The organism is Halomonas sp. A3H3 (assembly GCF_000982975.1).
Lineage (GTDB): Bacteria > Pseudomonadota > Gammaproteobacteria > Pseudomonadales > Halomonadaceae > Vreelandella > Vreelandella titanicae.
This window is the reverse complement of record NZ_HG423343.1, coordinates 1334583-1346790: the sequence shown is the minus strand read 5'-3', so window position 1 is coordinate 1346790 and position 12208 is coordinate 1334583. Positions and strand designations below refer to the sequence as shown.

The 12208-nt window shown below is 56.5% G+C and carries 16 protein-coding genes; 6 read left to right on the top strand and 10 right to left on the bottom strand.

Going from position 1 to position 12208, the window contains the following annotated elements; translation table 11 throughout:
• Positions 1 to 175 precede the first annotated feature (175 nt).
• Both HALA3H3_RS05820 and HALA3H3_RS05815 read left to right on the top strand, forming a co-directional pair.
• On the top strand, positions 176 to 364 hold the full coding sequence (locus HALA3H3_RS05820) for a hypothetical protein (RefSeq protein ID WP_022520373.1): 189 nt from the start codon (positions 176 to 178) through the stop codon (positions 362 to 364).
• 114 nt (positions 365 to 478) lie between these two features.
• Entirely contained in the window at positions 479 to 1054 is a 576-nt protein-coding gene (locus tag HALA3H3_RS05815) for an isochorismatase family protein (RefSeq protein ID WP_022520372.1), read from the top strand.
• A 10-nt stretch (positions 1055 to 1064) separates the two neighbouring features.
• Here the strand turns inward: HALA3H3_RS05815 and yaaA are convergent, their stop codons facing one another.
• Together yaaA and HALA3H3_RS05805 are read right to left on the bottom strand one after the other, a co-directional pair.
• Positions 1065 to 1844, bottom strand: a complete 780-nt coding sequence (gene yaaA, locus HALA3H3_RS05810) for a peroxide stress protein YaaA (protein WP_022520371.1) — start codon at positions 1842 to 1844, stop codon at positions 1065 to 1067.
• Between the two features lie 133 nt (positions 1845 to 1977).
• Positions 1978 to 3009, bottom strand: coding sequence for an NADP(H)-dependent aldo-keto reductase (locus HALA3H3_RS05805; protein WP_022520370.1), 1032 nt, complete (start codon positions 3007 to 3009; stop codon positions 1978 to 1980).
• Between the two features lie 249 nt (positions 3010 to 3258).
• Here HALA3H3_RS05805 and HALA3H3_RS05800 point away from each other — a divergent pair, with 249 nt between their 5' ends.
• Positions 3259 to 3753, top strand: coding sequence for a tetratricopeptide repeat protein (locus HALA3H3_RS05800; protein WP_009288545.1), 495 nt, complete (start codon positions 3259 to 3261; stop codon positions 3751 to 3753).
• Positions 3754 to 3787: 34 nt separating this feature from the next.
• Complete coding sequence (locus HALA3H3_RS05795) at positions 3788 to 4300, top strand: hypothetical protein (protein ID WP_027957659.1); 513 nt, start codon at positions 3788 to 3790, stop codon at positions 4298 to 4300.
• A gap of 20 nt (positions 4301 to 4320) precedes the next feature.
• Here the strand turns inward: HALA3H3_RS05795 and HALA3H3_RS05790 are convergent, their stop codons facing one another.
• The 6 genes from HALA3H3_RS05790 to HALA3H3_RS05765 all read right to left on the bottom strand — a co-directional run bounded on the left by HALA3H3_RS05790 (position 4321) and on the right by HALA3H3_RS05765 (position 7616).
• Positions 4321 to 4863 (bottom strand): LOG family protein, encoded by a 543-nt coding sequence (locus HALA3H3_RS05790; RefSeq protein WP_009288546.1) that lies wholly within the window; start codon positions 4861 to 4863, stop codon positions 4321 to 4323.
• 91 nt (positions 4864 to 4954) lie between these two features.
• Positions 4955 to 5476, bottom strand: a complete 522-nt coding sequence (locus tag HALA3H3_RS05785; RefSeq protein WP_009288547.1) for a DUF501 domain-containing protein — start codon at positions 5474 to 5476, stop codon at positions 4955 to 4957.
• A gap of 12 nt (positions 5477 to 5488) precedes the next feature.
• A complete protein-coding gene (locus tag HALA3H3_RS05780) occupies positions 5489 to 5791 on the bottom strand; it encodes a hypothetical protein (RefSeq protein ID WP_007111787.1) in 303 nt (100 codons plus the stop codon).
• A gap of 41 nt (positions 5792 to 5832) precedes the next feature.
• Entirely contained in the window at positions 5833 to 6240 is a 408-nt protein-coding gene (locus HALA3H3_RS05775; RefSeq protein WP_022520368.1) for an acyl-CoA thioesterase, read from the bottom strand.
• Positions 6241 to 6325: 85 nt separating this feature from the next.
• Positions 6326 to 7132 (bottom strand): hypothetical protein, encoded by an 807-nt coding sequence (locus tag HALA3H3_RS05770; RefSeq protein ID WP_009288548.1) that lies wholly within the window; start codon positions 7130 to 7132, stop codon positions 6326 to 6328.
• A gap of 52 nt (positions 7133 to 7184) precedes the next feature.
• Positions 7185 to 7616 (bottom strand): hypothetical protein, encoded by a 432-nt coding sequence (locus HALA3H3_RS05765; protein WP_022520367.1) that lies wholly within the window; start codon positions 7614 to 7616, stop codon positions 7185 to 7187.
• A gap of 37 nt (positions 7617 to 7653) precedes the next feature.
• On the opposite strand from HALA3H3_RS05765, the gene HALA3H3_RS05760 reads away from it, so the two are divergent.
• On the top strand, positions 7654 to 8820 hold the full coding sequence (locus HALA3H3_RS05760; protein ID WP_022520366.1) for a MalY/PatB family protein: 1167 nt from the start codon (positions 7654 to 7656) through the stop codon (positions 8818 to 8820).
• A 16-nt stretch (positions 8821 to 8836) separates the two neighbouring features.
• On the opposite strand, the gene HALA3H3_RS05755 is transcribed toward HALA3H3_RS05760, so the two are convergent.
• Positions 8837 to 9781: a co-chaperone YbbN gene (locus HALA3H3_RS05755; RefSeq protein WP_022520365.1), complete on the bottom strand. Its 945-nt coding sequence runs from the start codon at positions 9779 to 9781 to the stop codon at positions 8837 to 8839.
• 219 nt (positions 9782 to 10000) lie between these two features.
• Positions 10001 to 11059, bottom strand: a complete 1059-nt coding sequence (locus HALA3H3_RS05750; RefSeq protein WP_022520364.1) for an SDR family oxidoreductase — start codon at positions 11057 to 11059, stop codon at positions 10001 to 10003.
• A 140-nt stretch (positions 11060 to 11199) separates the two neighbouring features.
• Between HALA3H3_RS05750 and HALA3H3_RS05745 the strand changes: the two genes are divergently transcribed.
• A complete protein-coding gene (locus HALA3H3_RS05745; RefSeq protein WP_009288551.1) occupies positions 11200 to 12138 on the top strand; it encodes a LysR family transcriptional regulator in 939 nt (312 codons plus the stop codon).
• Positions 12139 to 12208: the final 70 nt, after the last annotated feature.

Here is a 12208-nt window from a genome sequence, read left to right as displayed (position 1 = left end):
CCTCACACCTCACACCTCACACCTCACACCTCACACCTCACACCTCAGCGCGATTTCCAGGCATTTTATTCCAGATATAACAATAGCTTGTGCATTCGGCATGGTATTGTTGCCACGCAGCATCTAGTATTATGTTGCACGTACCCAGAAGTAAAATCTCAGGAGGAGAAACGGTATGACGACGCAAGTAGCCAAGAAGTTAGCAATCGCTCTATTTATGGCTTTGATGGCAGGCGGACTGATCGCTTGTGATGATCAAGGGCCTGCTGAAGAAGCGGGTGAAAGCATTGATGACGCCGCAGAAGATGCCGGGGAGAGCATGGAAGAGCTCGGCGAAGATATGGAAGAAGCGGCCGAGAACTAGGCCGAGCATTTGTTTGATGAGTTAACCGAAGCAGTCGCTGAAAAGCGGCTGCTTTATTGTTTGTATCGCGTCTATTATGGTTAGCCTGAATAACGATAAAAATGAGGTGGCAACGTGCTACTACAACGCGATAAAAGCCTGTTGTTAATGGTCGATTTCCAGGCGGGTCTGCTGCCTGTAATCGATGGTGGTCAAGAAGCCATGAATGAAGCGGCTTGGCTAGGCGAAATGGCGTGCTTGCTTGAGGTGCCTGTATGGTTAACCGAGCAGTCTCCAGAAAAACTGGGAGGATCCTCGGCATCACTGCTCGCCTGCCTGAATGACTATCGGCTCTGGCAGAAACAGCATTTTGGGGCCATGGCGGAAACTGAATTTCGTGAAGCGCTAAACGCAACGGGTAAAACACAGATTGTACTGTGTGGAACAGAAGCGCACATCTGCGTGCTGCAAACGGGTTTAGGGCTATTAGAGGCAGGCTACGAGTTGTACTGGCTGAGCGACGCCTCTGCCAGTCGACGCCCGCAAGAGGCTGCGTTTGCCCGTGAGCGCGCCTGCGCGAGCGGTGCTGTGGCGGTGACGGCAGATATGGTGGCTTATGAGTGGCTTCACCGCTGCGATACAGCGCTGTTCAAAGAGGCGCACCAGCGCTTTTTAAAGCCGCGCGCGTCACGCCCCGTACGTTTCTATTAGGCCATTCGCTTTAGCGATCGGCTTCTTTACGAGTGAAAACGAAGGTATCCCCCTGGGATGCCGATGCATCGAAACGATAACCTGCCACATCGAACGCCTTGAGTTCATCTGGATCGTTGACCTGTTCCTGGATAAGCCAAGCGCTCATCAGTCCACGCGCTTTTTTGGCGTAGAAGCTGATGATTTTAAAGGTGCCGTTTTTCTCATCTTTAAACACCGGCGTAATGATCCGGGCATTAAGCTGCTTGGTATCTACCGCTTTGAAGTACTCATTCGAGGCGAGATTAACCAGCACGTTGGAGCCGCTTTCTGCAATGGCTTCATTAAGTGCAGGTGCCAGGATGGGCTTCCAATAGGCATACAGATCCTTACCGGCACTGTTAGGCAGCTTGGTGCCCATTTCCAGGCGGTAGGCCTGAATCAAATCCAGCGGCCGCAGCAGGCCATATAGGCCAGAAAGTATGCGCAGATGCGACTGTGCGTAACGGTTCTCCGCTTCGCTGAAGTTTTCTGCTTGCAGGCCGGTATAAACGTCGCCCTGAAAAGCCTGTGCAGCAGGTTTGGCATTGCTCAGAGTGAAAGGAGGGTGCCACTCCTCAAAACGCGCCGCATTCAGGCCCGCCAATTTATCGCTGATACCCATGAGTTCGCTGATTTGCTGCGGCGAGTAATCACGCAAAATAGTGATAAGCGCTTGGCTGTGTTTCAGAAAGTCGGGTTGTGACACTTGCTCTGTGGTCGGTGGGGTTTCAAAGTCCAGCGTTTTGGCGGGAGAGATAACGCTCAGCATCGCATGCTCCTGGTCGTGCCCTGATAAATAAAAGCCTGATATAAGTGGGCTCAGTATACCAAGCCTCGGCAAAGGCCGAGGCTATAGCGGTGATAGCCTTATGAGAGTCGGCTGTTTTTAAGGGCTGTTTGTTTTAAGGACAGGGATTGGGCATACGGCGGTGAATATCTTCGATTGCCTCTAGCACTTCGTTGTCCAGCTTGAGGCTCTCGCTGGCAAGATTGCTTTCCAACTGCTCCATGGTGGTCGCACCAATGATATTGCTGGTCAAGAAGCTGCGAGAGTTAACAAACGCCAGCGCCATTTGCGCAGGGTCTAGCTCGTGCTTTTCAGCAAGCGCAACGTAAGCCTGGGTGGCCGCCTCGGCTTCGGGCGAGGTGTAACGCTTGAAGCGCTCATACAGCGTCAAACGACCTTTGGGTGGTTGCGCGCCATTCAGGTATTTACCTGAGAGTACCCCAAACCCTAGCGGTGAATAAGCAAGTAGACCGACATCTTCACGGTGGGCAATTTCAGCCAAACCAACTTCAAAAGAGCGATTTAGAAGGTTATAGGGGTTTTGAATAGACGCCACGCGCGGTAAATCCAGCTTATCGGCAAGCTGCAGTGAGCGCATCACGCCCCAGGGCGTGTCATTAGAGAGCCCAATAGCCCGTACTTTGCCTGCATCAACCAGCTCTTTCAGCGCATCAAGCGTCTCTTCTAGCGGCGTCGCATCTTCGTCTTCGCTATGAACGTAGCCTAGCTTGCCAAAGAAATTGGTTTGACGGTCGGGCCAGTGCAGTTGGTAAAGGTCAACGTAATCGGTGTTCAAGCGCTCCAGGCTTGTATCGATGGCCTGATGAATATGCTCACGGGTTAAACGCGGGCCACCCCGTATATGGTCAAGCCCTGGGCCTGCGGCCTTGGTGGCTATGATCAGATCGTCCCTGGCGCCACGCTGCTTAAGCCAACTGCCAATATAGCGCTCAGTTAAGCCCTGGGTCTGGGCCATGGGCGGAACGGGGTACATTTCTGCGGTATCAATAAAATTGATGCCAAACGCCACGGCTCTATCAAGCTGTTCGTGGGCTTCAGCTTCGCTGTTTTGCTCGCCAAACGTCATCGTGCCTAAACAGAGTCGACTTACCTCCATGCCGGTTCTGCCAAGTGGGCGCGTTTGCATTTTTATCTCCTTACTAAGGCGGAATTGCCACAAGATAAGCCGCCATTACCAGGCTGGTAAACGGCGTATGAATGGCATGTTAGCGAGGCTCATTGCAAGCAGCAAATTAATGGGGTTGAGTCGTCGCAAAGGCAGGCGTATGCTTGCCAGCCCATCGACCGGCTAAAGGCCGGTTTCTCGTGTGGTTGGCAGCTATTTTTGTGACTGCTAGCCCAAGGTTCCAACAGACGACAGGCAGGGTGGTTTGCCATGCTGCAGGCATCAACGTTGTTTACTCGGCTAGAATTTCGCCTAGCTGAACGGCTGTTTCATAATCACTGGCTGTTGCCGCGTTCACCGCGCACCCAGCGTTTAACGATGCGCTTGTTTAAGCGCTGTGCGGAAGCGGGTCACCCAGACGCGCTCTCCGTATACGGCCATATGCTGTTTCATCGCAGTCAGACGCCCCAGGACAAAGCGCGCGGAGCGCGGTACGTTCTGGAAGCTGCGCATGCCGGGGATGTAAAGTCACAGTACCAGGTGGCACAAATCCACGAACATGGCTGTGCCCAGTACCCGCGCCGTGAAGATTACGCGGTGACCTGGTACGCACGCGCCGCCCAGTCTGGGCACTATCTCGCCGCAGAGCGGCTTGCTCGCGCTTATCGCCTGGGTGAATTAGGCTTGGCGGTAGATGGTGAGCGTGCGGCTTACTGGCAGCGACAGGCGGATCAGCTGGCACTAAATAGCGTGGCCGCCGCATGAAGCGTTACCGCGTTTTGATTGAGTGAGGAAGGTTGTGTCCGAGACGCTACCCACAGTGCTAGATATTGAAGCGTCCGGATTTGGGCGCGGCAGCTACCCCATTGAAGTAGGCATCGCCCGTGCCGATGGAAGCTGCTGTGCTTTTCTCATTCAACCGCTGGAAGAGTGGACGCACTGGGATCCCAAGGCTGAACTGCTGCATGGCATCTCCCGTGATCGCCTTATTCAGGAGGGCTACCCGGTACGCCAGGTCGCCCACTGGCTGAACGATGAACTACGCGAGCTGGGTAAGGCGTACAGCGATAGTTGGGGGTACGACAATACCTGGCTGTCGCTGCTCTTCCATCATGCGGGTATGCTGCCGCGTTTTCGCCTTGAGGCGCTAAGAATTCTGCTTAGCGAAGAGCAGCAGGCAGTGTGGAGCGACACCAAAGAAGCGCTGATCGCCGAACAGGGTATTCACCGCCACCGGGCAGGTGAAGATGCCCGTTTACTGCAGCTTACCTATCAGCATACCCGCAAGCTCACCGAGCACCCGGGACGTTAGTAACTCTTCCCTCACCAGTTTTATAGCTGGGCCTCCAGCGCCTCGAGCAACTCATTGGGGGACGGTGCATCGAGCAGCATCTCGCGGGTGGGAGACGCCAAAAAGCCATGACTAACCGTGCTGTCTAAAAAGGTCAGTAGCGGCGAATAGAACTCGTCGATGTTCAGCAACCCCATCGGTTTTTCATGCAGGCCTAGATAGCCCCACGTCCATATTTCAAACAGCTCTTCCAAGGTGCCAATCCCGCCGGGTAAGGCAATAAAAGCATCGGCGTTGGCCGCCATGGTGGCTTTGCGTTCGTGCATGTTGCGCACCCGAATCAGCTCGCTCAAGCCAAAGTGGGCCTGTTCGCGCTCCACCAGGTGGTCGGGCATCACACCAATGACTTCACCACCGGCCTCAAGTGCTGCGTTAGCCAGCTCGCCCATCAGGCCAACGCGTGCCCCACCATAAACCAACGTGTGGCCGCGTTCAGCGAGGGTGCGCCCCAGTTGATTGGTGGCCTGGCGGAAGGCAGGGCTGTTACCTTCACGGGAGCCAAGATAAACGCAAATTCGAGCCATTCGTCTATTTCCTGTCGTTAAAAAATGAACGTGACTAAAACCGTAGCCAAAAAGAAAACGAGATTACTACGAGGCTTAGGTTAAAAGGGGCTTAGGGTAAACAGCGGTCTACCTGATGATGCTCATCCATCCACTGCCCAATCACATTATCACCGCACAGGTGGTGGGCGTACTGGGTGTGCAGGCAGCGTATCTGATGCCAGTTGCTAATGCCGCCAATGCCGCGTTCGGTCATCACGTTGGTGTAACCCAGCTTAGCGACTTCTTCACGCTGAGCATTACTCATATAGTCCCAGCGAGCGGTCACATAGTCGCGATGGCTCTGTTGGTAAGCCTCAAGAAATTCAGGCTCTTCCTGTAGGCGTTGTTCGAGCGCTTTGATAACCCCAACGGCTTCGATGCGGGAAATCTCAACTTTCAGAACATCGGAACAGAGCCAATACAGGGTGGGGAAGGGTTTGCCATCGACAATAGGCGCCATACGCAGTACTAGCGGTGTACCTTCACCGTCGGTGGCGGCTACCGCTTCGATACCACGCGGTGCGCGGCCAAGCTGCTGGGCAATAATGGCGAGCTGACGTTCGTCAGGCGCTTGGTTGGTGCGTATCACCATTGGGTTGGTCTCTCACGAACGGTCGTCTTGAACAAATTTAGTCGAGCGGCCAACGGCACGGAAAAAGCAGCGATTGAGCTGTTCAGGCGACGCGACATAGCACCACGTCCGCTCACAGTATTCAGCGGCTCGTGCCATTAGCACGTCATAAAGGCGATTGAAGGGGGCATCATAATCGTAGGGATCGGCACCAAACAAGCGGATATGCGGATAGTCGGCAAAGCGCTCAATAAAATAGCGCTCAAGGTCTGCCTCCACGGCGCGATGCTGGGCGACGTTGTCAGGGTCTATCCAGAGGTTGTAGCGGATTGCCATTATAAGGCTCCTGTTGCCCCGGTAGTGCAGGGCAGCGTCGATCAGGCGGGCTCAGGCGCGTCTTGAAGGTGCGACATTAGCGCCTCGCGCAGGTCACCCTCAATAGGCATGGCGCACTTGGCCTGGTGGTCATACTGCACCATAACCGCATGGCCCAGGTTAGTGAGCTTGCCGTGCTGCCGCGCCTCTTGGGTGACTGTAAACGAGCTATTGCCTAATCGCGTTAAGTAAGTACGTATTTCGATATCGTGACCGTAAAACAGTTCAGCCCGGTAGTCGACTTCCATGCGCGCCATAATCAAGCGCCACTGCTTGGGGTTTAAATCAGGGGTAAAGAGTTTGAACAAGTCATTTCGGGCAAGCTCAAACCACGCTGGCAGGCGGGTGTTGTTAATGTGCCCTAAGGCGTCAGTATCGTAAAAGGCGGGCTCAATGGTTCGGGTAAACATGGCTTGTCCTTGTTATTAAAAAAAAGGTTATTAGTAGGGGTAATCGCAACGGCAACGTTTAGGATTAGCCCAAGCAAGCGCTTGGTCAAGCGGTGCGGCGTTGATACCACGCAATGAGTTGCATCCACCCCAACAGCCATAGCGTGGCAGCAGCGAAGCCGACCAATGTGCCCCATAGCAACCCTAGTGTGCTGTAAGTATAGGAAACACATAGCGTGTAACTCAGTAGCGAGCCAAGTCCCATCGGGTAGTGCTTGATCACCGTCGCCACCGGCGCTGCCCCATGGTTCAGGTGTAGGATCAGCAAAAAAGGCAGCATCGTGACGGGAAAGGCGGCCAACGTTCCCGCCCAGGCGGGCGGCAGCCAGTGGGCCAGGCTGGTAATGGTAAATATGATCACCGTGGCAAGTGCCGCCCGCGCGGCAAGCGCCGGTAACGAAAACGTTCTGCTGGCGGGTATCCTGACATCAGTAATGCTGCGAAATAAGCCGCTGAACAGAGCAATGGCGCATAGCGTCACCAGCGTGCCGCTCAAACGCGTGAAGTTAAACTGAGCGAGCAGCGTGCTAACGGCGAGCCAGGCAACCAAGCCGCCCGCCACGCCGCCAATGACACCTTTAACGCCCGGCTGTCGTCCTGCCATCCAATAACCGGCCCCTAGCGCCATTGTGGCCGTAAAGCCCGCCAGGGTATGCACCGCACTTTGGGTCGCAAACTGAGGGGAAATTTCCAAGCCGATAAAAAATAGCGCCAAGGCCGTGCCTAACGGATAGCCCGCCAGCAGGCCCGCCATGCGCGGGCTAGCACGCACAGCAATCGCGCCTAGCCCCAGCACCATGCTGATCGAGAGCCCTAATTTCGCTAGCTGCCAAGTGAGAGGGACTTCAATCATGCGGCGTCATCCTTGCTGTTTTTGTTTGGGTGCTGTCAGCGCGCGCTTTTAATTAAACCAAGCGCAGGCCTTGCTGGTCGCGCCATGCGGCCTCAAGGGCATCTTTTAGGGGCGCTTTCAAGTGCGCGGGGAGCGCCTCCTGCGCCGCTTGGAGTGAATCAAACGAACGGTTGCGCAGCCAGCAGTAAGCCCAGGCGCAGGCTTCGGCGTCGCTATCGGGGGTCGGGCGAGCGGGCATTTGATTGAGCAGAAAGACCGCAGTGCGCGGCGCCCATAGCGGCATTTCACCTAGCTCATCCTGGCTCCACTGCTCCAGGGTGGCGCCGCTGGGCGTGGCGTCGGGTGTACCTAATTTAGCTACCCGTGCTGTTTCAGCCAAAATGAGCGCTAGCTGATCCGTATTCGCTTGCCCAAGCGAGCGCCATTGCCGCAACAGCGCCGATAGCCCCGCCCGCATCTTGGTATAAAAGTCATCTTGCGGCATGCTTGGCACAACCCCTATTGAATGAGTGAGATTTTTCATGGCCTACGATTTTGCCACGCCTGTGGAGCGACGCCACCCTGAAGGTGGCTGGGCATCGCAAAAATGGCACCGCTACGGCGACGACGTACTGCCCCTTTGGGTCGCCGATATGGATTTTCGCTCCCCGCCTGAGGTGATTGATGCACTGCAGGCGCGCGTGGCCCACGGTGTATATGGCTATGGCGAAGTGCCTGCTACGTTAACAGAAACCCTGTGCCAGTGGAGCGCCCACCACTACGACTGGCCCATTCAGCCGGAGTGGCAGCAGTGGCTGCCGGGCGTCGTGCCAGCTTTGCACCTGGCCGCGTTAACGCTGACCGAGCTAGGCGACGGTGTATTGACGGTAGCGCCGATCTACCCGCCATTTTTAGAGGTTGCAAAGCGCACCGGGCGACTACCCCAGCAGGCGATGCTGGCAGCGCCTTCAGCACCCAATGAGCCTTGGCAGCTCGATATTGATGCCTTGGAGGCCGCTATTACGCCACGTACGCGCTTGCTGCTGTGGTGCCAGCCCCACAACCCTACGGGGCGAGTGTGGCGCCATGAGGAGCTTGCAGCGCTGGCTGAGCTAGTGGAGCGCCACGACCTTTGGGTGGTCTCCGATGAGCTGCACTGCGACCTGTTATTGGACGAAGGCGCCCAGCACCGCCCGTTAGCCGCGGCATTTCCTGAATTAGCGAAGCGCACCATTACGCTATGGGCACCGTCGAAAACCTTTAACCTAGCGGGCTTAACCAGCGCCTGCGCGGTGATTCCCGACCCCGCACTGCGTGAGCGCTTTGCGACGGCTACCAAGGGGTTACTTCCCGATGGCAACGTGCTCGGCTTGGTCGCGGCGGAAGCAGCGTATCGACATGGCGAGCCGTGGCGCCAGGAGCTGTTAAGCGTGTTACGTGAGCATCGTGGGACGCTGCAGGCACGCGTAGCGGCTTGGCCGGGCGTGCGCTGGAGTGCGCCGGAGTCGACCTATCTAGCTTGGCTGGATATGCGCGAGGCAGGGTTAGGTGAGGCGCCCTACAAGACGTTGCTGAAAGAGGCGGGAGTAGCGCTTTCGGACGGGGCGGCCTTTGGCTGCCCCGGCTTTGTGCGGCTTAACTTTGGTACCACCGCTTCCCAGCTGGAAGCGGCGCTGTCTCGTATGGATTCCCTGCTGAAGCGGGATTGAAAGCCTTCAGAAGACCTTAGTACAGCATCGCAAAAAGCTTACGGCGGTAAGCAACGGTCAGCGGGTGGTCGGCGCCCAGGGCGTCGAATACCTGCAGTAGCGTTTTACGCGCCGCGTCATCGTTATAGGCGCGATCCTGCTTCATCAGCGCCAGCAGCGCCTCCAGCCCTTCATCATAATGACCGTCGGCCACTTGGCGCAGGGCGCGCTGGTACTGCGCTTCGCTATCGGTGCGATTGCCCAGGGCCGCAATCTCCTCGGCTGAGAGTGCCTGCTCGCTAAACTCGATGCTGGCGCGTACGCCACGCGCAGGTGCCGCGTCGCGCTCTTCCGGGGGCAGGTTATCGAGTACTTCACGGGCCTCACTGCCGCGCCCTTCGGCCACCAATACCCGTGCGAAGGCTACCTGGTAGGCATAGTGCTCTGGGTACTGGCCCACTAGGGTTTGATAAATCTCGCGGGCAGCGGCGGTGTCACCGGCTTTAAGCGCTTCTTCCGCCTGCTCTTCAGGGGTAGGCGGCGCTTCGCCGGGGGCGGGGAAGTAGCGATTGAGCCACTCGCGCACTTCTTTCTCCGGCAGAGCGCCCTGGAAGCCATCCACCAAGCCGCCCTGGCTAATCAGCTTCACATCGGGCACAGAACGCACGCCCAGTTGGCCGCCGATTTCGGGGTTTGCTTCAATATCGAGCTTGCCGAGCAGGAAGGCGCCCGCGTACTCAACCACCAGCTTCTCCAGCACCGCGAGCAGGGTGCTGCTGCTTGCGTTGGACGGCGAGTAGCAGCCCATTAGCACCGGCACCTGCATGGACGCTTCAAGCACTTGCTGAATATTGCCAGCATTGAGCTCGATAATGACATCTTCAGGGCGCACCGCCGCTTGTTCAGCGTTAGGCGCGGTAGCGTCAGCACTTCCGGTATCCGCCGTAAGCGGCTTACCTGAGCGGGGATCGATAATTTGCATGGGTAGACTCGGCATCAAAAAATGAACAATAGTTCCCCATGATATGCAGGCATTTGCCGGTGGATTCAAGGAAGAGGAGGGAAATAAAACTCACTGCTAGTGGGTATCAAGCTACATGAACCTGATAAAGCAGAAACAGGGCGCGGTTAGGCGCCCTGGATGAGCTACTATTTTTGGCATTGTTTCTGAAATTGTTTCTGAAATTGCTTCTGAAATTACTTAAGGAATGATGCGCTCCGCGCGTAGGCGGGTAAACAGATCGAACAACGCCGCGCGTGTTTCACGGAAGTGATCAAAGCCGAAATCTCGCGACTTGGTGACATCGTTGACGCACTCAAGCTCGCGCCCCAGGTCGGCATCGGTGTGCCACCAGGAGGCTAACTTGCTGACATCGGCTTCGACTAGCTCGTTGTTTTCGGCAATCTCGGCCCAGGTAGGCGCAATGTCGGCCATCTGGGTTTCGAGCGGCTGTGGCGTTTCCGGGCAGTCGGCTACTTCAAGCTCGAAGAATTCGCCAATTTCATGCCACAGTCGACGCCAGCGGAACACATCGCCATTGACCGTGTTAAAGGCCTCATTGTGGGCACCGGGCGTGGTCGCCGCCCACTCCATCTGCCGCGCCAACACCAGCGAATCGGTTAGATCGGTCAAGGCGTTCCACTGCACCTGCGAGCCAGGGAATGTGAACGGCTTGCCCGTTGCTTTGCAGATAGAGGCGTAAACCGCCAGCGTCACGCCCATGTTCATGGCGTTACCGCGGGCATAGCCGATGACCGTGTGCGGACGGTGCACGTTCCAGCTAAAGCCGTCCCGACCCGCCTTCGCGAACATGATGTCTTCGAGGGTGTAGTAAAAGTTCTCGCCAGGTACGCGGGGCGCTGATTCACGAAACGGCGTCTCGGTTTTACCGCTACCGTAGTTCTCGAAGGCACCCAGGTACTGCTTGGTGCCGGTCACCAGCGAGACATGCGCTAAGCTTGCGCCCTGCAGAGCGTCGAGCAAGTTGTGCATCATTGCGCCGTTGGCCTCGACGTTAGCCTTTTCATTTTCGCGCCGCACCCAAGTGCAATAAAACACGTGGGTGATGGGTAGCCCCGCCAGTGCTTCCGCCGTAGCCTCGCGATCTAACAGATCGGCAGCGACGGGAATTACCCCTGCTTGATCAGAGGGGCGACGAGATAATCCATAGACACTCCACCCGCTAGCGGTGAGGTAGCTGGCTAAGTTGCCACCAGTGATGCCGGTCGCGCCGACGACTAATGCGGTGCCTTTGCGCATCGTTAACTCCTTTTGTAGACAAAATTTTCGGAACGGGCAGTGGAAATGTGCTTTGTGTCCGATGAAAAGCAGTCTGGTCGCCAAGAATCATTGCTACAATTGGAAAAATCGCAAATCTTTATTGCGCTAGGAGCAACTCGATGGATCTCAATGCGCTACGCATCTTTGAGCGCGTCGCCGCGACAGGAAGTTTTACCGCCACCGCACGCCACTTTCATCGCGCCGTGTCGTCGGTTTCGCGTCAGATTGCCTCTTTAGAGGAGGCGCTTGGTCAGCAACTGTTCTATCGCCACACCCGTGCCGTGACGCTGACCGAGGCAGGTTTGCGCTACTATCAGGAAGTTCGCGAGATACTTGAACGACTCGACCTGGCGACGGAAGCGCTAACGGCCCCCAATACAGCGCCTAGCGGCGTGCTGCGCCTCAATGCTCCCGTGGCTTTCGGCCAGCGCCAAATCGTGCCGATTCTGCATCACTTTCAACGCCGCTACCCGGCGATCAAAGCCGAACTGATGTTAACCGATCAACTGACCGACCCGGTGCGCGAGGGCATCGATATTACCTTTCGTGTCGGCGAATTGGCCGATTCAACGCTGGTGGCACGCCGCCTAGCGTCAATGAACTACGTTGTGGTTGCTGCCCCCACCTATATACAGCGCTGCGGTAGGCCCAATACCCCAGATGACCTTGAACACCACGACTGCCTGCTCTACCAAGGTGAAATGGGTCGTCAGCGCTGGTACTTCCATCATGCCGAGCAGCCGCAAGCCTTTGCTTACAAAGTCGACGGCAGCCTGTATAGCAACGATGCCGAGAGCTTGGTGCGTGCCGCGCTAATGGGGCAGGGACTGGTGATGTTTCCCACCTGGCTGATCGCTGATGAGCTGGCCTCGGGCAAACTGCTGCCTCTGCTCGAAGCGTGGCGATGTGAAGTCGTGCCAGGCAGGCGCGATATCCACGTGCTCTACGCCCAGCGTCGGCTGCACACCCGCAAGGTAAGCGCTTTTTTGGATCATCTGTTTGAGATGGTTGGATCTACACCAGAATGGGATCGCTGGCGTGAGCAGCTGGCGGTGTAAGGGTTCAGGCACAAAAAAGCCGCTGCCTTTCGATAACGGCTTTCTCTGTTGTATTGGATAGCGAGATTCG